The organism is Pseudomonas sp. GW823-FHT04A03, assembly GCF_058796615.1.
Genome location: NZ_JBXAIV010000008.1, coordinates 211,355 through 229,582, shown reverse-complemented (window position 1 = coordinate 229,582; position 18,228 = coordinate 211,355). Strand labels below are relative to the sequence as shown.

Annotated in this window: 18 protein-coding genes; 8 read left to right on the top strand and 10 right to left on the bottom strand. The window is 59.7% G+C overall.

Annotated elements, in window-relative coordinates; translation table 11 throughout:
- Positions 1-90 precede the first annotated feature (90 nt).
- From cgtA to rplU, 3 genes are all read right to left on the bottom strand, one after another.
- Positions 91-1,314 (bottom strand): Obg family GTPase CgtA, encoded by a 1,224-nt coding sequence (gene cgtA, locus AC1Q9F_RS20770; RefSeq protein ID WP_127800000.1) that lies wholly within the window; start codon positions 1,312-1,314, stop codon positions 91-93.
- A 193-nt stretch (positions 1,315-1,507) separates the two neighbouring features.
- Positions 1,508-1,765, bottom strand: a complete 258-nt coding sequence (rpmA, locus tag AC1Q9F_RS20765; protein ID WP_016773121.1) for a 50S ribosomal protein L27 — start codon at positions 1,763-1,765, stop codon at positions 1,508-1,510.
- Between the two features lie 34 nt (positions 1,766-1,799).
- Positions 1,800-2,114 (bottom strand): 50S ribosomal protein L21, encoded by a 315-nt coding sequence (gene rplU, locus AC1Q9F_RS20760; RefSeq protein WP_007950961.1) that lies wholly within the window; start codon positions 2,112-2,114, stop codon positions 1,800-1,802.
- A gap of 239 nt (positions 2,115-2,353) precedes the next feature.
- Between rplU and AC1Q9F_RS20755 the strand changes: the two genes are divergently transcribed.
- The 3 genes from AC1Q9F_RS20755 to AC1Q9F_RS20745 all read left to right on the top strand — a co-directional run bounded on the left by AC1Q9F_RS20755 (position 2,354) and on the right by AC1Q9F_RS20745 (position 4,254).
- Positions 2,354-3,322: a polyprenyl synthetase family protein gene (locus AC1Q9F_RS20755; protein WP_007950962.1), complete on the top strand. Its 969-nt coding sequence runs from the start codon at positions 2,354-2,356 to the stop codon at positions 3,320-3,322.
- A gap of 125 nt (positions 3,323-3,447) precedes the next feature.
- A complete protein-coding gene (locus tag AC1Q9F_RS20750) occupies positions 3,448-3,789 on the top strand; it encodes a zinc ribbon domain-containing protein YjdM (RefSeq protein WP_007950963.1) in 342 nt (113 codons plus the stop codon).
- A 207-nt stretch (positions 3,790-3,996) separates the two neighbouring features.
- Positions 3,997-4,254, top strand: coding sequence for a PA4570 family protein (locus tag AC1Q9F_RS20745; RefSeq protein WP_007950964.1), 258 nt, complete (start codon positions 3,997-3,999; stop codon positions 4,252-4,254).
- A gap of 49 nt (positions 4,255-4,303) precedes the next feature.
- Here AC1Q9F_RS20745 and bamJ read toward each other — a convergent pair whose 3' ends face one another.
- From bamJ to AC1Q9F_RS20730, 3 genes are all read right to left on the bottom strand, one after another.
- Positions 4,304-4,921: a BamJ family beta-barrel-assembly machinery protein gene (bamJ, locus tag AC1Q9F_RS20740; protein WP_007950965.1), complete on the bottom strand. Its 618-nt coding sequence runs from the start codon at positions 4,919-4,921 to the stop codon at positions 4,304-4,306.
- A gap of 126 nt (positions 4,922-5,047) precedes the next feature.
- Positions 5,048-5,353: a DUF6482 family protein gene (locus tag AC1Q9F_RS20735; protein WP_007950966.1), complete on the bottom strand. Its 306-nt coding sequence runs from the start codon at positions 5,351-5,353 to the stop codon at positions 5,048-5,050.
- A 135-nt stretch (positions 5,354-5,488) separates the two neighbouring features.
- The gene (locus AC1Q9F_RS20730; protein WP_007950967.1) at positions 5,489-5,977 is read right to left on the bottom strand and encodes a TIGR00645 family protein; all 489 of its coding nucleotides are present in this window, start codon (positions 5,975-5,977) and stop codon (positions 5,489-5,491) included.
- Between the two features lie 162 nt (positions 5,978-6,139).
- On the opposite strand from AC1Q9F_RS20730, the gene AC1Q9F_RS20725 reads away from it, so the two are divergent.
- Positions 6,140-7,969: a hypothetical protein gene (locus AC1Q9F_RS20725; RefSeq protein ID WP_492620726.1), complete on the top strand. Its 1,830-nt coding sequence runs from the start codon at positions 6,140-6,142 to the stop codon at positions 7,967-7,969.
- A gap of 32 nt (positions 7,970-8,001) precedes the next feature.
- Here the strand turns inward: AC1Q9F_RS20725 and AC1Q9F_RS20720 are convergent, their stop codons facing one another.
- On the bottom strand, positions 8,002-8,331 hold the full coding sequence (locus AC1Q9F_RS20720) for a PA4575 family protein (protein WP_007950969.1): 330 nt from the start codon (positions 8,329-8,331) through the stop codon (positions 8,002-8,004).
- Positions 8,332-8,576: 245 nt separating this feature from the next.
- Positions 8,577-11,015 (bottom strand): Lon protease family protein, encoded by a 2,439-nt coding sequence (locus tag AC1Q9F_RS20715; RefSeq protein WP_007950970.1) that lies wholly within the window; start codon positions 11,013-11,015, stop codon positions 8,577-8,579.
- Between the two features lie 301 nt (positions 11,016-11,316).
- Here AC1Q9F_RS20715 and AC1Q9F_RS20710 point away from each other — a divergent pair, with 301 nt between their 5' ends.
- The 4 genes from AC1Q9F_RS20710 to AC1Q9F_RS20695 all read left to right on the top strand — a co-directional run bounded on the left by AC1Q9F_RS20710 (position 11,317) and on the right by AC1Q9F_RS20695 (position 14,876).
- Positions 11,317-11,805 carry a DUF3015 domain-containing protein gene (locus tag AC1Q9F_RS20710; RefSeq protein WP_007950971.1) on the top strand — a complete coding sequence of 163 codons (489 nt, stop codon included), beginning with the start codon at positions 11,317-11,319 and terminating at the stop codon, positions 11,803-11,805.
- 92 nt (positions 11,806-11,897) lie between these two features.
- The gene (locus AC1Q9F_RS20705) at positions 11,898-13,751 is read left to right on the top strand and encodes an Lnb N-terminal periplasmic domain-containing protein (RefSeq protein ID WP_289203835.1); all 1,854 of its coding nucleotides are present in this window, start codon (positions 11,898-11,900) and stop codon (positions 13,749-13,751) included.
- A gap of 203 nt (positions 13,752-13,954) precedes the next feature.
- A complete protein-coding gene (locus AC1Q9F_RS20700; protein ID WP_007950973.1) occupies positions 13,955-14,311 on the top strand; it encodes a hypothetical protein in 357 nt (118 codons plus the stop codon).
- Between the two features lie 70 nt (positions 14,312-14,381).
- Complete coding sequence (locus tag AC1Q9F_RS20695) at positions 14,382-14,876, top strand: GreA/GreB family elongation factor (protein WP_492620727.1); 495 nt, start codon at positions 14,382-14,384, stop codon at positions 14,874-14,876.
- Positions 14,877-14,886: 10 nt separating this feature from the next.
- On the opposite strand, the gene gdhA is transcribed toward AC1Q9F_RS20695, so the two are convergent.
- Positions 14,887-16,224: an NADP-specific glutamate dehydrogenase gene (gdhA, locus tag AC1Q9F_RS20690; protein ID WP_085747705.1), complete on the bottom strand. Its 1,338-nt coding sequence runs from the start codon at positions 16,222-16,224 to the stop codon at positions 14,887-14,889.
- Between the two features lie 194 nt (positions 16,225-16,418).
- On the bottom strand, positions 16,419-18,083 hold the full coding sequence (ettA, locus tag AC1Q9F_RS20685; protein ID WP_007950976.1) for an energy-dependent translational throttle protein EttA: 1,665 nt from the start codon (positions 18,081-18,083) through the stop codon (positions 16,419-16,421).
- Positions 18,084-18,228 lie beyond the last annotated feature (145 nt).

Below are 18,228 nucleotides of genomic sequence, written 5' to 3'. Positions count from 1 at the left end.
ACGTTATTCGTGGTTCTTCGTGACCAACAATCGATTTCCAGATACTAAAACGCCGCTCGATTGAGCGGCGCTTAAGTTTACTGCAACGAATCAGTCACGCACGTAAATGATTTCCGGACCGTCTTCGTCATCCACATCTTCTTCGTCCCAGTCATCGTCGCCGATGTCATGGACCGACTTCACGCCGCTGCGACGCAGGGCACGCTTGTCGTCCAGCGCCTGCAACTGAGCACGAGCTTCGTCTTCAATGCGCTGATCGAGATCGGCCAGCTCTTCCTTGTAGGCCGGGTCATTGGCCAGGCGATCGGCACGATCTTCCAGATAACGCATGATGTCTCGCGTCAGGCGCTCGGTGCCGTCTTTGGCGATGGCCGAAATCACATAGACCGGACCTTCCCACTGCAGACGCTCGACCACTTCCTTGACCCGCTCCTCGTGTTCTTCTTCGAGGATCTGGTCGCACTTGTTCAGCACCAGCCAGCGATCACGCTCGGCCAGCGACGGGCTGAACTTGATCAGCTCGTTGACGATTACCTCAGCGGCGTCCGGCGCACTGCTGTCGTCCAGCGGCGCCATGTCCACGAGGTGCAGCAACAAACGGGTACGCGCCAGGTGCTTGAGGAAGCGAATCCCCAGACCAGCACCGTCGGAAGCACCTTCGATCAGACCCGGAATGTCGGCGATGACGAAGCTTTTCCAGCGGTCGACGCTAACCACACCCAGGTTCGGCACCAGAGTGGTAAACGGATAATCGGCAACCTTCGGCTTGGCGGCCGATACCGAACGGATAAAGGTACTTTTACCAGCGTTCGGCAGACCCAGCAGACCGACGTCAGCCAAGACCTTCATTTCCAGTTTCAGGTCGCGCTGCTCGCCCGGCTTGCCAGGCGTGGTCTGGCGCGGCGCACGGTTGGTACTGGATTTGAAACGGGTGTTGCCCAGACCGTGCCAACCGCCCTGAACCACCATCAGTTTCTGACCGGCCTTGGTCAGGTCGCCGATGACTTCCTGGGTAGCAGAGTCGATCACGGTGGTGCCGACCGGCACGCGCAGGATCAGGTCTTCACCCTTCTTGCCGGTGCAGTCGGTGCTGCCGCCGTTTGAGCCACGCTCGGCATCAAAGTGCCGGGTGTAACGGTAGTCCACCAGGGTGTTGAGGTTTTCGTCGGCCATCATGAAGATGGAACCGCCGTCACCGCCGTCACCACCGTTCGGGCCGCCGTTTTCAATGAATTTTTCCCGACGGAAACTCATGCAGCCATTGCCGCCGTCACCAGCCTTTACGCGGATCGATACTTCATCAACAAACTTCATAACCAACGCCTCTCGCCGTACGGACGAGCCGAAAAACAATCAAGACATAAGACTCTTGCAAAAATGAGCGCAGCGACCCCAATCCACGACCTGCATCGCACGCCGGCAGCCCATACAAACAGCTTTGCAAGAGACTCACCCCACAAACGAAAAAGCCCCGTCGCAAGACAGGGCTTCTCCAGCACTCTCGCAGTTAGGCTGCGATTACGCTCACGTAACGACGACCGAAGGCGCCTTTTACTTCAAACTTGATCACGCCTTCGATTTTCGCGAAGAGGGTGTGATCTTTACCCATGCCAACGCCGTAGCCAGCGTGGAATTGGGTGCCGCGCTGACGCACGATGATGTTGCCGGCCTTGATGACCTGGCCGCCATACATCTTCACGCCAAGGCGTTTGGCTTCTGAGTCGCGACCGTTACGGGTACTACCACCAGCTTTTTTGTGTGCCATGAGTCAATTCTCCTAGTGAGGAATTAGGCTGAAATTAAGCCTGAATACCGGTGATTTTGATCTCGGTGTACCACTGGCGGTGGCCCATACGCTTCATGTGGTGCTTACGACGACGGAACTTGATGATGCGGACTTTATCGTGACGACCTTGGGAGATCACTTCAGCCACAACGGTAGCGCCAGCAACAACTGGAGCGCCGATATTCACGTCGTCGCCATTGGCAACCAACAGAACGCGATCAAAAGTTACGGATTCGCCAGTAGCGACTTCCAGTTTTTCGATCTTCAGGTATTCACCTGGTGCAACTTTGTACTGCTTGCCACCAGTAACGATTACTGCATAAGACATGGTATTTCTCCGATAATCCTGCTCACCCAGCTCTTTATAAGAAGAGGTATTGGCTGGCATGGCTGCAATGGGCTGGAGGCCCGTTTGCAATTGCGTAAGGCAGGTGCTGCCCAGGAAGTTCAGGGTGCGCGATTGTACGCAAGCCTTCGAAGTCATGCAAGGGGCCGTCCATCGCGCCTTGACAGGCCCGGACGTGGGTCCTAGCATGCCGCGCAACCCTTCTGGAGCACCTGTCGCTGATGCAACCCCAAGCTTTCTACCGCGCGGTGGCGGACGATTTTAGCGCCGTCGACGGCATCATCAAGAAGCAGCTGACTTCCCGAGTGCCGCTGGTATCGAAAATCGGCGATTACATCACGTCGGCCGGCGGCAAACGCCTGCGTCCTTTATTGGTGCTGCTGTGTGGCAAGGCCCTGGGGCGCGAAGGCGACGACATGCGTCTGCTGGCCGCCACTATCGAATTCCTGCACACCGCTACCCTGCTGCATGACGACGTGGTCGACATGTCCGGCATGCGCCGTGGCCGTTCGACCGCCAACGCCATGTGGGGCAACGCCCCGAGCGTACTGGTCGGCGACTTCCTGTACTCGCGCTCGTTCGAGATGATGGTCGAACTCGGCTCGATGCCGGTGATGAAGATCCTGTCCCAGGCCACGCGCATCATCGCCGAAGGTGAAGTGCTGCAGCTGTCCAAGGTTCGCGACGCCAGCACCACCGAAGAAACCTACATGGAAGTCATCCGCGGCAAGACCGCGATGCTGTTCGAGGCTTCGACCCACAGCGCTGCGGCGCTGGCCGGTGCCACCGCCGAGCAGAGCGAAGCCCTGCGCACCTTCGGTGATCACCTGGGCGTGGCGTTCCAGTTGGTAGACGACCTGCTCGACTACAAGGGCGACGCTGAAACCCTGGGCAAGAACGTCGGTGACGATCTGGCCGAAGGCAAGCCGACCCTGCCGCTGATCTACACCATGCGTGAAGGCACGCCAGAGCAAGCTGCACTGGTGCGTCAGGCAATCCAGAAAGGCGGGATCGAAGACCTGGAAAGCATCCGCATCGCCGTGGAAGCCTCCGGCTCGCTGGAATACACCGCGCAACTGGCCCGTGATTACGTGGCCCGTGCGATCAAGTGCCTCGACGCGCTGCCGGCCAGCGAATACCGCGATGCACTGGTTGAGCTGAGCGAGTTCGCGGTCGCCCGCACGCACTGATCAACGCCGCATCATCAAAAAACCGCAGCCTCCGTCGGAGCCTGCGGTTTTTTGTTGCCTGCCATCAGCGGCTAAAACCCTATACAATGTGCGACTTTTAGCGATCCCCTCTCCAAGGAGCCTTAGTGAGCACGTTGCCACCCTGCCCGAAATGCAATTCCGAATACACCTACGAAGACGGCACCCAACTGGTGTGCCCGGAGTGCGCCCACGAGTGGTCTGCCGGCGGTGAAGCCGAAGTGGCGTCCGATGACGCCGTGAAGAAAGATTCGGTCGGTAACGTCCTGCAGGACGGCGACACCATCACCGTGATCAAAGACCTGAAGGTCAAGGGCACCTCGCTGGTGGTCAAGGTCGGCACCAAGGTCAAGAACATCCGCCTGTGCGATGGCGACCACGACATCGACTGCAAGATCGACGGCATCGGCCCGATGAAACTCAAGTCCGAATTCGTCAGAAAAGTCTGATTCTGCTGTCTTCCATCCCGCGCCCGCCGTGGGATGGAGCTTCGCCCTCCCCCGCAATCCCCAGCAAATCCTCGCGATAGCCAAACGCCAGCCGTTTTGACCTTACGCAATCTTTACCCGCAAAAAATCACAAACCGCCAATAGGCGCTTGCTATTTGACGAATAAGAATTATTCTCATTGAAACCCTTTCAATGGAGATGAGACCCATGACTTATTTGATCGACGCCTGGCTGGATCGCCCGCACCCATACCTCAGGATCCTGCATCGGGAAACCGGTGAAGTCTGTGCCGTACTGGAAGAAGAAGCCCTGCACGAGTTGCAGGATCAGGGGGATCTGGACGTCAGCGGCCTGAGTTCCAGCGAGCCCTTGGTGCTCAAGGAGCTGGTGCGCAATCTGTTCCTGTTCTGCTACGCCCGGGCCTTGCGCCCGACCAGTGAACTGCATAACAAGATCGAAGTATGAGAACGACGGAGAAACCCTGCACAAGCCACGCTTGTGCAGGGTAACGGGATTACAGAACGTCGAGCAGCTCGACGTCGAACACCAGAACGCTGTGCGGCGGGATGCTGCCAACGCCTTGAGCGCCGTAAGCCAGTTCGCTCGGCACGTACAGACGCCATTTGCTGCCGGCATTCATCAGTTGCAGGGCTTCGGTCCAGCCAGCGATAACGCCGCCAACCGGGAATTCAGCCGGCTGGCCACGCTCGTAGGAGCTGTCGAACACGGTGCCGTCGATCAGCGTGCCGTGGTAGTGAGTACGCACGGTGTCTTCACGGGATGGCTTGGCGCCTTCACCTTGAGTCAGCACTTCGAACTGCAGGCCGGAGGCCAGCGTGGTGATGCCTTCTTTCTTGGCGTTTTCAGCCAGGAATGCCAGGCCTTCGCCAGCGGCGGCTTCAGCCTTGGCAGCGGCTTCGGCTTGCATGATCTCGCGGATCACCTTGAAGCTGGCGGACATGGCTTCCTGGCTTACACGGCTTTCCTTACCGGCGAATGCGTCGGTCAGACCAGCCAGGATGGCGTCCAGGCTGACACCCGGTGGCGGGTTGTCGCGCAGCTGGTCACCCAGCTGACGGCCGATGCCGTAGCTGACGCGGGTTTCGTCGGTGGACAGATTTACTTCGGACATGACACTGCTCCGCTGTGCGGACGGCCTCAGGACATGCCGTGCGTACACAGCGCGTCCCGGCGCGCCCGGAACCAAAAGGGCGAGCAGACTAGCACAGATGTTCCGGCATTGATCAGGCCCTCGGGCCTACAGCGCGGATCGCCAGGCCAGCGGCACCTTCAGGCTTTCTTCGCCACTGGCGCCAAGACCGCACATTTCATCGTGCACCGAGGTGTGCACCAGGTTGAACGGCAGCACCGGAAAGTTGTGCAGCACATCCCGGGCATGCTCGACCGAACGCAGCGTCAGCATTTTCCCCTGCGGATCGCTCAGCGGATACGCCGCGCCATGCATCCGGGCTTCAAGCAGATAGATCCCGCCTTCCATGGAGATCAGGTTCAGTTCGTCGACCTTTCTGGCGACGGCAAACGCATTCAACTCTTGCAGGTTCATGAACGCACCTCACGCGGTGGCGAGCCTTGAGACCTACAGGGATATGCCTCGGCCGATCAAAGTACAACCCACAAACGACACCGCCCGTCTGTTTCGCAACAGACGGGCGGTTTTGTTACAACAATCGTCAGCTCATCAGTGCTTGGTGAGCTTGTCCAGATAACCCATGGCGAACGCCGAGATCACGAAGGTCATGTGGATGATCACGTACCACATCAGGTGCTCGGGATCGACGTTCTTGGCATCCATGAAAATTCGCAGCAGGTGGATCGAGGAGATCGCCACGATCGACGCCGCCACTTTCATCTTCAGCGACGAGGAGTCCATGGTGCCCAGCCAGCTGAGCTTCTCTTTGCCTTCATCGATGTTCAGCTCGGACACGAAGTTCTCGTAGCCGGAAATCATCACCATCACCAGCAAGCCGCCGACCAGCGCCATGTCGATCAGCGACAGCAGCACCAGAATCAGCTCGGACTCGGCCATGGAGAACACGTTGGGAATGACATGAAACACTTCCTGGAAGAATTTCAATGCCAGCGCCAGCAGCCCGAGGGACAGCCCGATGTAGATCGGCGCCAGCAGCCAGCGCGTGGCGTACATTGCATTTTCGATAAAGCGTTCCATTGACTCTCACACAAGAAGGGTTGAAATCGGCGGCGAGTATACCAGCCGCCCATGACAGCCAGAAACCGCCCGGAAATCCGCCACCTGCGTGTGTGTGTCAAAGTTTTTCTGCTAGTGTCCAAACCATTGACAGCCCAGCGACAGTGGACAGGACGACTGGAAATGGATGTGCGATTGCCGATAACGACTGCCGGAATTTGCCTCGCTCTGTTGCTCGGCGGGTGTTCGCCCGGCGATGAAAAACCCGCCGTCAGCCTCGAAGAAAAGACCGCGCAGTTCGAGCAATCGCTGGACGCCATCACCGACCCGAAACTCAAAGACGCCGTGACCGAACTCGGCGGCTCGCTGCTGTTACTCGAACGCGCGCAACAGAAGCTCGACAACAAACCACCCCGGACCGAATACGGCGAAGACGCCCTCGGCGTACTCCGGCATTACCCGACACCCCAGGCGCTGGTCGACACTTTCATCAATGGCCTGTTTGTGCTGCACAAGGATTCCAGCTCCGATTACCTCACCGATCTGCAACCGGTGTTCCCCTTCGTGCTCAACATCCCCGGCGGCTTTCTGTTCCCCCATGGCGTGGAATGGCAATCGGTAACCCTGAGCAACAAAAGGGTCATCGCCTATCAGCCCGAATGGTCGGAAACCGATCCGGGCATTCAGTTGAGTCCGTCCAGCTCCAACGTCACCAACCCCGATGACCTGACCGTCACCTACCCGTTCATCGAAGGGCTGAATGTCGACAAGAAGAACCTTCCGCGCCCGGTCAGCCTGCAAGGCCGGGTGGAAGTCATCGCCCCGAAACGCCTGCACAGTTTCAATCTGGACAAAAAGGACGTCGGCCAGACCCGCTCCGACGGCAACCTCAGCGTGACCCTGCTGAAACTGGACACGCACTACGCCGAACTCGAGTTCAGCAACCAGCTGCCGCTCGCCCCGGAAGTCGCCAATACCCGGCTCAATCCGTTGATCGTCCAGGCCCGCGATTCAACGGGCCAGTATCTGGTGCGTGCCGGCGCCATCAACGAAAACCCCGAGCAGGTGGCGTTCTATCAAAAACAACTGGCCTACCTGCAACAGCAAAAAAACTGGAGCGATACGCTGGAGAAAAAGCTGGACGATGAACAGCAGGCCTTTGAACAGCAGCACCCGCACCACTACAACAAGGTGTATTTCAACGGCCCGATCGACACCCTCGAAGTCAGCCTGCTGGATTTTTCCGAAGCGACCGTCACCCGCAAGGCGCTGGATCTGCCCGTGCGCGAATTCGATCCGCACACCACGGACAAAACCGTGCAGCCGCTCGACCTGCCGATCACCGTTTACGACGACCAGGCGCCCGACTGGCTCAAGGGCGCATCCCTCACTGAAGAACAGCTGAAAAGCGGCGTTCATATCCGCCAGTCGGTTGAAGAGCCGAGCGCCGCGCGCATCGAGTTCGACCACCGTAAAACCTTTAACGATGAAATGCTCGGCGACGACTTCAGCCCCGGCGAAAGCCCGGTGACGTTCTTCACTGAAAAGCACAACGGCAAACTCGACGAGCCGATCGAACTGCCGCCCGAGGCATACCAGGTCGATCCACTACAGGCGACCATCACCTACGACCTGAACCTGTTCCCGGAAACCCCGGCGATTGCCGTCGGCTCGATGCCGTTGTTCCTGGCCACGGTGGACAAACAGGCTTACGAAGCCAAGGCCCTGCCCAAAGGACTGGAAATCAGGAACAACGCGTTGGTGGTGGATTTGAAGCGATACCCCGCCAACGAATGGCGATTCTTCGTCAAGGACGACAGCGGTCATTATCTGAAACAGATTCTGTCGGTCAGCCACGACGCGAGCGCAGAAGGGCCGGCGTTATTCGGCGTGCATTATTTCTACGGCCGTCCGACGCGCGTGGAAACCTACCAGCGAACCGACCTCGCCACCGTGCAATACGGCTTTGAGGTCAAACTCGACAAGGCGCCGACCCAGGGCGCTGCGCCCTGATCGACGCTGATGGTCGGCACTGGTGATCGGCGCTAATGGTCGAAGGTGCCGATGCTGCGTCCGCGTCCACCATTGATCTGCCGCAACTGCGCCTGCAGATGCAACGACCATATCTGTGGATCATTGGCCAGTTCATAGCCGTGCATCGTCAGGCTTTCAACGATGGTGTCGAGAATCGACTCGGCGGCGATCGGTCCGTGGAACGGGCCTTGGGCTTTGATGGCGGAAGGTTGTTCACCGGCCATGCCGGCGGCGAAGAGCAACGTCCACATGCCGTTATCGCCGGCCAACGGCTTGATGGCGCATTCGATACGGGTCACGAGACCCAGGCATTGACGGGTGAGGCAGAGGTTGCGCGACATGGCGGCGACCCTCGGTAAAGCCGGTGTTCAGCCCTTGCTGAAGAGCTGTTTCGATCCAGTGATACTGTCGATGTCCTTGAGCAGAGAATAGAAGAAAAGTCCGCCGCGCAAGCCGCACAGAACCAGAAGGCGCCGAATGGTCATTGTGTGAATATTGACGCCAGAGTGATGGCACTTTTGCCGACGTTCACGACAAAACAAAAACGGGAGCACAAGGCTCCCGTTTTTTTTGAAGGCGGCCTGGCTTACGCCGGTTTGGCCTCCGCCAGCGCCTCCTGCGCCAGTTCCTTCTCGGCTTCTTTCAGATCCTCTTCGCTGATCATCTCGGCAATCACTCGCAGACGCTCCACCACCCGCGCGTTGACGCTGCCTTCCGGGAATTCGCCCTCTTCGTTCGGCTCACCGGCCGGCTCGCCCACCAGCAGGCTCAACGCTTCGTCGGCCTGACGCACCGCGTAAACGTGGAACTGCCCGGCACGCACCGCCGCCAGCACCTTCTCGTCGAGCATCAAGGTGGCGACGTTGGCCTGCGGAATGATCGCGCCCTGCTCGCCCGTCAGCCCGCGTGCTTCGCAGAGACGGAAGAAGCCTTCGATCTTCTCGTTGACCCCGCCCACCGCCTGCACTTCACCGAACTGGTTGATCGAGCCGGTGATCGCGAAGCACTGCTTGAGCGGGGTTTTCGACAACGCCGAAATCAGCGTGCACGCCTCGCCCAGCGACGCACTGTCGCCATCGACGTAGCCGTAGGATTGCTCCAGCGCGATGCTCGCGGAAATCGCCAGCGGGAATTCCTGAGCGTAACGGCTGCCCAGATACCCGGTGAGGATCATCACGCCCTTGGAGTGGATCGGCTGGCCGAGGTTGACCTCACGCTCGATGTCGACGATGCCGCTGCCACCCGGGTACACCGTGGCGGAAATCCGCGCCGGCACGCCAAACGCCGAGTCGCCGACTTCGAGCACGGTCAAACCGTTGCACTTGCCGACCGCCGCGCCGTCGGTGTCGATCAGGATGATCCCCGCCAGCATGTCATCGAGAATCCGCGCCGACACCCGACCGGTACGGGTGGCCTTGGCCTTGAGCGCACGCTCGATGTGGCCGGCATCGGTCATTTCATCGTTGGCCAGATGCCGGATGAAATCCGCCTCGCTGACCAGCTGGAACAGATCGCCGATCCGCGCCGACAAACGCCCCTGGTGTTCGGCCAGACGTGCACTGTAAGTCGCCAGGCGTGCCACCGCGTCGGCTGTCAGCGGCGCCATGCCTTCTTCCGAAGTGCGGGTCTTCAGCAACTGGGCGAACTGCTCCAGGCTTTCGTCGACCATCGGGATGTCTTCGTCGAAGTCCACCAGAACGCGGAACATCTCCTGGAAGTCCGGATCGAGGTCCTGCAGCGTGTAATACAGCTGACGGGCGCCGATGATGATCACTTTGACCTGCAACGGAATGTGCTGCGGGTTGAGCGTCACGGTAGCGAAACGGCCCATCTCGCCCAATGGCGATTCCATCTTCAGCTTGCGCGATTGCAGGGCGCGCTTGAGCGCATCCCACACGAAGGGCTCGCCGAGCATTTTTTCCGCTTCAAGAATCAGGAAACCGCCATTGGCGCGGTGCAGTGCACCCGGACGCAACTGGCGATAAGTGGTGTAGAGCGCGCCCTGATCGGTGGTGTACTCGATACGGCCGAACAGGTTTTCGTAGGTCGGATGCGGCTCGAACACCACCGGTGCACCGCCGCTGGCCGGATGGCCGACCACCAGGCTCGGGGCGTATTGCTCTTCCAGCAGCTTGCGCGCGACGGCGTCGGTCTTGCTGTCATCGACCAGTTGCTCGACCACGGTTTTCAGCAGATACACCTGCATCGCCTGCAGGTAACCGCAGACGGCCGCATTTTCCGCGTACTTTTCCGACAGCGGTGCGAGCAAAGGCTGCAGGGCCAGGGTGATGGTTTCTTCGTTGAGCTGACGCAGCTGGTTGCTCGACTCGCGCTTCCACTGCGGCAGGCTGGCGAGTTCTTCGTTCAGGCGCTCTTCGAGGCCTGAAATGTCCTCGTGGAAACGCTCGCGCTCGGCCTCCGGCAACTGGGCGAATTCGGCTTCGTCCAGCGCCTTGCCTTCAAGCATCGGGGTGAAGGCGATGTTGCTGCTGTCGCGGTACAGGGCGACGTCTTTTTCCAGGGCCAGACGTTCGATGACGTCCAGCGCCTTGTCGTAGCGCTGGTTGAAGGCGCGGTCGATAGCGCTCTTCTTCTGCTGGTAGGACGGGTGTTCGAACACCGCAGGAAAGGTCGACAGCAGGTTGTCGATCAAGCCGTTGATATCGCCGATGAAGGCAGCGGCGCTGCCCGATGGCAATTCCAGGGCGCGGGGTTCGCGCGGCTCATCGAAATTGTTGACGTAGACCCAGTCCGCCGGGGTCTGCAGGCGTTTGCCTTCGGCCTTCAGGTAGCGTTTGACGAACGAGAAACGGCCGGTGCCGGGCTCGCCCATGACGAATACGTTGTAACCGGGGCGTGGCATGGCCACACCGAACTGCAAGGCTTCGACCGCACGTTCCTGGCCGAGCACACCGCGAAAGGGCTCCAGATCATTGGTGGTAGTGAAGCTGAACTGTTCAGCGGAAAACGGACGGGTCAGCGCTTCGGGCGCTAGACGCAAGCTGGCAGCAACAGGATCAGGCATCGGGCTTCCTTAACAATCAGGCGGGGCAGATAGCGGCATTCTGGCGCTGCCCGAGCCCCACTGGCAAGGCGCGCCATACGACAAAGCATAGACAACCGGCCAACCTTGACGCAGCCCCAGTGAAACCGGGGGTATCGTCAAATCTTTCGTAAAAAATCACGGAACCCCGGGAACGTGCCTAAACTCCAAACTGCGCGGCTGGAACTAATACCGGCCCACTGGCTTCGTTTGGATCTGTTTCGTACAGAGCTTGGGGGGCCAGAACCCTGTCCATTGGTATGCACATAAAGAGAACAAAGCTATGAAACGGATTCTTCTCGGTACTCTCTTCACCGCTGTATCCATCAACGCAATGGCGCAAGCTCCAGGCGGCCCGGATTGCGGTTGGGGCAACATGCTGTTCGAAGGTCAGCGTGGCACCCCGGCTCACTTCCTGGCATCCACCACCAACGGCACCTCCGGCAACGCCACATTCGGCATGACGTCCGGCACCAACGGTTGCTCCACCAACGCATCGCTGACCTACGGCGGCAAATCCTGGTTTGCCATGAATGGCATGATGAACGAGCTGTCCGAAGACATGGCAAAAGGCAACGGCGAAGCGCTGACGACCTATGCCGTGGTACTGGGCGTGGCGCCGGAAGACCGTGCGCACTTCGCCGCCGTCACTCACGAGCACTTCCAGCAGATCTTCAGCAAGGCTGACGTGACCGCCGAAGACGTGCATACCAACACCCTGGCCGTTCTGAAAGCAGACCCACGTCTGGCCAAGTACGCGACTCAGGCTTAAGCTCGACCCACCCGCTTCTTTCGGGAAGCGGGTTTTATTTTTTCGACCCGCCCTTCTTGGGTCTTTGTTTCTTTCGACTTAAGTTGCCATTTATGCTCAAACGCCTTGCCTGGCTGGCGCTGTGTGTCTGCGCCCCGTTGTCCGCCGCGCCTCACATCGACCCTCAACGTTTGCAGCAACTGGCCAACGACCGCTTCTGGATTTCCCTCGGTCATTACGAAACCGCCAAACTCGGTGGCTGGCGCAGCTACGTCAGCGACAAAAAATTCTTCCTCGCCCCCGATGGCAACGAACACCCCGACCATGAACTGGCCGCCACCGTGCAAGCGCTGTACGCCCCCGCCCGTCTCGGTGAGCAACACGCCCAGTGCGTCTACCCCGCACGCACCCGCTGGTTGAAAGATCAACTCAACCTGACCGACCTGCCGACCCCGGACTGCGCCGAATTCAAGAAATGGTTCAAGGACGTCTCGCCCCACAGCGCGGTGATGATTTTCCCGGCGGCCTACCTCAACAGCCCGTCGTCGATGTTCGGCCACACCCTGCTGCGCATCGACCAGGCTGACGTGCAGAGCGACAAGACCTCGCTGCTCAGTTATGCGATCAACTTCGGCGCCTACATCGAAGGTTCGGACAACAGCATTCTCTACGCCTGGAAAGGCCTGATGGGCGGTTATCCGGGGCTGTTCGCGCTGGTGCCCTATCAAGAAAAACTCTCGGAATACCGCAGCCTCGAAAACCGCGACCTGTGGGAATACCGGCTCAATCTGACGCAAGCCGAAACCGCGCGAATGGTCGAGCATGTGTGGGAGCTGAAGCAGATCCAGTTCGACTATTTCTTCTTCGATGAAAACTGCTCCTATCGCCTGCTCGAACTTCTGCAAGTCGCCCGTCCGAGTTTGCGCCTGACCGAACAATTCCCGCTGACCGCGATCCCGACCGACACCGTCAAAGCGGTGAAGGAAGCCGGGTTGGTCGAGCACATCGAGTATCGCCCGTCCCGCGAGCGCGAACTGCTCAGCCGCGCCGAGCCCTTGAGCGGCGAAGAACAGGACTGGGTGCTGAAAGTCAGCGCCGACCAGCAGCAATTGCAGGATCCAGCCTTCAAGGCCCTACCCCGGGATCGGCAAGCGCTGATCATCGACGCCGCGTATCGGCTGGAGCGCTACCGCGCCAACGGCCAGGAACGTGATCCGCAACGGGCCCAGCGCAGTTTCGAACTGCTGCGGGCGATCAACAAGAACCCGGCGCCGGAGCTGCAAATTCCACAACCGGGCCTGCCCGAAGACGGCCACGAATCGCGCACCTGGCAAGCCGGTCTCGGCACGCGCGGTGACCGCGCGTTCGGCGAGTACGGCTTGCGCATGGCCTATCACGACCTCAACGACAACGCCGAGAGTTTCCCCCTCGGCGCGCAGATCGAAATCCTGCAAATGAAGCTGCGCCAGTACGAAGGCAATCACTGGCAGTTCCAGCAGCTGGATCTGGCGACCATCCGTTCGCTGACGCCGCGCAATGCGCTGTTGCAGCCGCTGTCGTGGCAAGTCACCGGTGGTCTTGAACGCGTGCCGGGCAAGCATGACGACGAGACGCTGGTCAGCCACGTCAACGGTGGCGGCGGTGGAACCTGGGCGCTGGGAGATGATGTACTGGGTTTTGCCCTCGGCACAGTGCGCGTTGAACACAACAATGATTTCGCCGAGTTCGTTTCCCCCGCAGGCGGTTTCAATACCGGCGTGCTGTGGAAAAACCCGCTGGGCAATCTCAGCCTGGAGGCCAAAGGCGATTATTTCTTCAATGGTGAAGTGCGCCGTAGCCTGAGTCTGAATCAGCAGTGGGAATTGTCGCGCAACCTCGGCCTGCGCCTGAGCGCCCAGCGCGAGTTCAGCCATCTGGCCACGCCGGAAACCGAGGTGATGCTGGAAGTGAAGTGGTATCACTACTGAAACGACCACTGTGGGAGCGAGCTTGCTCGCGATGGCAATCGGTCAGTCGATATTGAGGTGACTGACACTCCGTCATCGCGAGCAAGCTCGCTCCCACAGGAAATTGCGGTGTTCTACAGATTGCTCACGCACCTTTCACATCCTTCCGACGAATCCGCTTCTAGACTTTCCCTATCAGCCGTTAGACGGCCCGGGAGAGTGTGATGTGGCGGTGTGCGGTTTTTGCGGGCGTGTTGCTGTTGCTGGGTGGCTGTCAGAGCACCCACGAAGATCTGATTGCCAAGGGTTATCCACCGGCGTTCGCCGACGGGTTCGATGACGGTTGCATCAGCGGTCGTCAGGCGGCCGGTTCGATCAGCGGCGAGTTTCGCAAGAACGTGCCGCGCTATCTCAAGGACAAGCAATACGCCGAAGGCTGGAGCGACGGCTTCCGCCAGTGCCAGGCGATGCTGGAAAACAAGGATCGCGAACAGTATCGCAATGAACACTGGGACGAACGCGAGCGCGCCTGGCAGCAGGAAAAGGACCAGGGCGCCGCGCGGGCTTATCGTTCGCAGTAGGTCGTTTCCAGACATCCAGCGAAACCTTTTGCCTGCGACCATGGCCCAACGGTTGTAACAGGAGCCCATCATGAGTCGCGCCTTCGTCAACGAAGACAACGCCGCTGCGCAAGCCGATCAGCCGGTCGAACGGCAGGTCAGCACCCAGCCAAATTACGTCACGCCGCAAGGGCTTGCCCAGTTGCAGGCGAAAGTCGCCGAACTGCAAACCCTGCACGCCGAACAGTCCGCCAAGGGCGAACAGGCCGACAAGCAGCGGCTGGCTGATCTCGAACGGGATTTGCGTTATTTCAATCAACGGGTCGGCAGCGCCCAGGTCGCACCGGCCCCGACGTCGAACGACAAAGTGCAGATCGGCAGTTGGGTGACCTACGCCGATGAACACAACACCGAGCGCCGAGTGCAACTGGTCGGCGAGGATCAGGCCGATGCGGCCAATGGCCTGATCAACTGGGCCTCACCGCTGGGCCGTGCGCTGCTTGGCGCACGGCTCAACGATGAAGTGCTGTGGCAGCGCCCCGCCGGCGATCAAGTGATCGAAGTGATCCGCATCGAACGCTCTTGAACCCCGTCGCTTAAACTACGCCTTGCGCCAACATCGCGTCGGCGACTTTGACGAAGCCGGCAATGTTCGCGCCCTTGACGTAGTTGATCCGGCCGTTTTCCTCACCGTAATGCACGCAGGCGTGGTGGATCGACTGCATGATCCCGTGCAGCTTGCTGTCCACCTCGCCGCCCGTCCACAGCAGGCGCATGGCGTTCTGCGACATCTCCAGACCGCTGACCGCCACGCCGCCGGCATTCGAAGCCTTGCCCGGCGCGAACAGAATGCCGGCCTCGATAAAGAGATCCACAGCCTCGAGGGTGGTCGGCATGTTCGCACCTTCGGCCACGCAGATGCAGCCGTTGCGCAGCAAGGTGCGGGCGGATTCGGCGTCGAGTTCGTTCTGGGTCGCGCATGGCAGCGCGATGTCGCACGGCAACGACCATGGCAGTTGACCGGCACGGAACTCCAGGCCGAATGCCGCCGCCAATTCGCTGATCCGCCCACGCTTGACGTTCTTCAGTTCCAGCAGCGCCAACCACTGTTCTTCGCTCAGGCCTGCCTCGCAGTACAACGTGCCTTCGGAGTCGGACAGGGAAATCACTTTGCCGCCCAGGTCCATCACCTTGCGGGCTGCATACTGCGCAACGTTGCCGGAGCCGGAGATCGCCACGCGTTTGCCTTCGACGGTCTGCTCGCGGCGCTTGAGCATTTCCTCGGCGAAGTACACGCAACCGAAACCGGTGGCTTCCGGACGGATCAGGCTGCCTCCGTAGGTCATGCCCTTGCCGGTCAGCACGCTGGTGAACTGGTTGCTCAGGCGTTTGTACTGGCCGAACAGGAAACCGATCTCCCGGGCGCCGACACCGATATCGCCGGCCGGTACGTCCACGTCGGCACCGATGTGGCGGTACAGTTCGCTCATGAACGCCTGGCAGAAACGCATGACTTCGGCGTCGCTCTTGCCCTTCGGATCGAAGTCCGAACCGCCCTTGCCGCCACCCATGGGTAACGAGGTCAGGGAGTTCTTGAAGGTCTGTTCGAAGGCGAGGAATTTCAGCACGCCCATGTTCACCGAAGGGTGGAAGCGCAAGCCGCCCTTGTACGGGCCGATGGCGCTGTTCATCTGGATGCGGAAACCGCGATTGACCTGGACCTTGCCCTGATCGTCGACCCACGAAACACGGAACACCACCGCCCGCTCCGGCTCGCAGATACGCTCCAGAATTCCCGAGGTCAGATAGTGCGGATTGGCTTCGAGAAACGGCCACAGGCTGCGCAGGACTTCTTCGACGGCCTGGTGGAATTCGGGTTGATCCGGATCGCGCTTTTTCAGACGGGCGAGGAAGGATTCGACGGATTCGATCATGGGAAAAGTCTCGGCAAATTTGTTGTCGTTGGAGGAGATTGAGCCGGACTGTAACAAACGACATGTACACAGCAACAGACAAAAATGTCGCATTTATGAAAACAAATAGTACACACGCTATAAAACAGTCTGCATTGCAGGCAAAAAAAAAGCGGAGCCCGAAGGCTCCGCTTTTTCATGCAACCAACCTGTTATCAGGCCAGTTTCTTGTGGCGTACCCGGTGTGGCTGGGCCGCTGCTTCGCCGAGGCGCTTTTTGCGATCGGCTTCGTACTCGGTGTAGTTACCTTCAAAGAACACCGCTTGCGAGTCGTCTTCGTACGCCAGGATGTGAGTCGCGACGCGGTCAAGGAACCACCGATCGTGAGAGATCACAATGGCGGCGCCCGGGAAGTCCAGCAGGGCTTCTTCCAGGGAACGCAGGGTTTCAACGTCGAGGTCGTTAGACGGTTCGTCGAGCAGCAGGACGTTGCCGCCCTCCTTCAGGGTCAGCGCCAGGTGCAGACGACCGCGCTCACCACCGGACAGGTCCTTGACGAACTTCTGCTGATCGCCGCCCTTGAAGTTGAAGCGACCGACGTAGGTACGCGACGGGATCTCGTAGTTGCCGATGCGGATCTGGTCGGAACCATCGGAGATCTGCTGGAACACAGTCTTGCTGCCGTCCAGGTCTTCGCGGCTCTGGTCAACGCAGGCCAGTTGCACGGTTTCGCCGATCTCGATGCTGCCGGAGTCCGGGGTTTCCTTGCCCATCAGCATGCGGAACAGGGTCGACTTACCGGCACCGTTACCGCCGATCACGCCGACGATGGCGCCTTTGGGCATCGAGAACGACAGGTTGTCGATCAGGACGCGATCGCCGTAGCCCTTGGTGACGTTCTTGAATTCGATGACCTTGTCACCCAGGCGCGGACCGGCCGGGATGTAGATCTCGTTGGTTTCCGAACGCTTCTGGAACTCCTGCGACTGCATTTCTTCGAAGCGTTGCAGACGAGCCTTGGATTTCGACTGGCGGGCCTTGGCGCCTTTGCGCACCCACTCCAGTTCTTCCTTCATGGCTTTTTCGTGAGCCGATTGCTGCTTGGATTCCTGGGCCAGACGATCGGACTTGGCTTCCAGCCAACCCGAATAGTTGCCCTCGTAAGGAATGCCCGCGCCGCGGTCGAGTTCCAGAATCCAGCCGGCAACGTTGTCCAGGAAGTAACGGTCGTGCGTGATCGCTACCACGGTGCCCGGGAAGTCGTGCAGGAAGTGTTCGAGCCACGCAACGGAGTCGGCGTCCAGGTGGTTGGTCGGTTCGTCGAGCAGCAGCATGTCCGGGGCGGACAGCAGCAGACGGCACAGGGCCACACGACGTTTTTCACCACCGGACAGGTGCTCGACCTTGGCGTCCCAGGCCGGCAGACGCAGCGCATCGGCGGCGACTTCCAGCTGGCGCTCAAGGTTGTGACCGTCGCTGGCCTGCAGGATCGCTTCGAGCTTGGCCTGTTCGGCGGCCAGCTTGTCGAAGTCGGCATCCGGGTCGGCGTAAGCGGCGTAGACCTCGTCCAGACGCGCTTGCGCATCCTTGATCACGCTGACCGCTTCCTCGACCACTTCACGCACGGTCTTGGTCGGATCCAGTTGCGGCTCTTGCGGCAGGTAACCGATGTTCAGTTCCGGCATCGGGCGTGCTTCGCCTTCGAACTCGGTGTCGACGCCGGCCATGATTTTCAGCAGCGTGGATTTACCCGAACCGTTGAGGCCGAGTACGCCGATCTTGGCGCCAGGGAAGAAAGACAGCGAAATGTTTTTCAGGATTTCCCGCTTCGGCGGAACAACTTTGCCCAGCCGATGCATGGTGAAGACGTATTGAGCCATGGAGAACCTTGGGTCAGTGACAGATGAATGATTGGAGCGCAGGCGATGCCCGGCCAGACCGATGCGCGTCGTTCACTTGATAGTCATCAATGCGTGCGCGCTGAAAAAGTCTGAGTCTAGGAGCTGGAACGCTCCCGCGTAACCG

What these genes read in the sequence shown, in the direction of transcription:
- AC1Q9F_RS20735 (WP_007950966.1), bottom strand. Translation starts at nt 5,353, where the DNA reads ATGAACCTGCAAGAGTTGAATGCGTTTGCCGTCGCCAGAAAGGTCGAC.
- gdhA (WP_085747705.1), bottom strand. Translation starts at nt 16,224, where the DNA reads ATGATCGAATCCGTCGAATCCTTCCTCGCCCGTCTGAAAAAGCGCGAT.
- AC1Q9F_RS20715 (WP_007950970.1), bottom strand. Translation starts at nt 11,015, where the DNA reads ATGCCTGATCCTGTTGCTGCCAGCTTGCGTCTAGCGCCCGAAGCGCTG.
- AC1Q9F_RS20725 (WP_492620726.1), top strand. Translation starts at nt 6,140, where the DNA reads ATGGATGTGCGATTGCCGATAACGACTGCCGGAATTTGCCTCGCTCTG.
- AC1Q9F_RS20710 (WP_007950971.1), top strand. Translation starts at nt 11,317, where the DNA reads ATGAAACGGATTCTTCTCGGTACTCTCTTCACCGCTGTATCCATCAAC.
- AC1Q9F_RS20720 (WP_007950969.1), bottom strand. Translation starts at nt 8,331, where the DNA reads ATGTCGCGCAACCTCTGCCTCACCCGTCAATGCCTGGGTCTCGTGACC.
- AC1Q9F_RS20705 (WP_289203835.1), top strand. Translation starts at nt 11,898, where the DNA reads ATGCTCAAACGCCTTGCCTGGCTGGCGCTGTGTGTCTGCGCCCCGTTG.
- AC1Q9F_RS20755 (WP_007950962.1), top strand. Translation starts at nt 2,354, where the DNA reads ATGCAACCCCAAGCTTTCTACCGCGCGGTGGCGGACGATTTTAGCGCC.
- rplU (WP_007950961.1), bottom strand. Translation starts at nt 2,114, where the DNA reads ATGTCTTATGCAGTAATCGTTACTGGTGGCAAGCAGTACAAAGTTGCA.
- ettA (WP_007950976.1), bottom strand. Translation starts at nt 18,083, where the DNA reads ATGGCTCAATACGTCTTCACCATGCATCGGCTGGGCAAAGTTGTTCCG.
- AC1Q9F_RS20745 (WP_007950964.1), top strand. Translation starts at nt 3,997, where the DNA reads ATGACTTATTTGATCGACGCCTGGCTGGATCGCCCGCACCCATACCTC.
- cgtA (WP_127800000.1), bottom strand. Translation starts at nt 1,314, where the DNA reads ATGAAGTTTGTTGATGAAGTATCGATCCGCGTAAAGGCTGGTGACGGC.
- AC1Q9F_RS20700 (WP_007950973.1), top strand. Translation starts at nt 13,955, where the DNA reads ATGTGGCGGTGTGCGGTTTTTGCGGGCGTGTTGCTGTTGCTGGGTGGC.
- AC1Q9F_RS20695 (WP_492620727.1), top strand. Translation starts at nt 14,382, where the DNA reads ATGAGTCGCGCCTTCGTCAACGAAGACAACGCCGCTGCGCAAGCCGAT.
- AC1Q9F_RS20730 (WP_007950967.1), bottom strand. Translation starts at nt 5,977, where the DNA reads ATGGAACGCTTTATCGAAAATGCAATGTACGCCACGCGCTGGCTGCTG.
- rpmA (WP_016773121.1), bottom strand. Translation starts at nt 1,765, where the DNA reads ATGGCACACAAAAAAGCTGGTGGTAGTACCCGTAACGGTCGCGACTCA.
- bamJ (WP_007950965.1), bottom strand. Translation starts at nt 4,921, where the DNA reads ATGTCCGAAGTAAATCTGTCCACCGACGAAACCCGCGTCAGCTACGGC.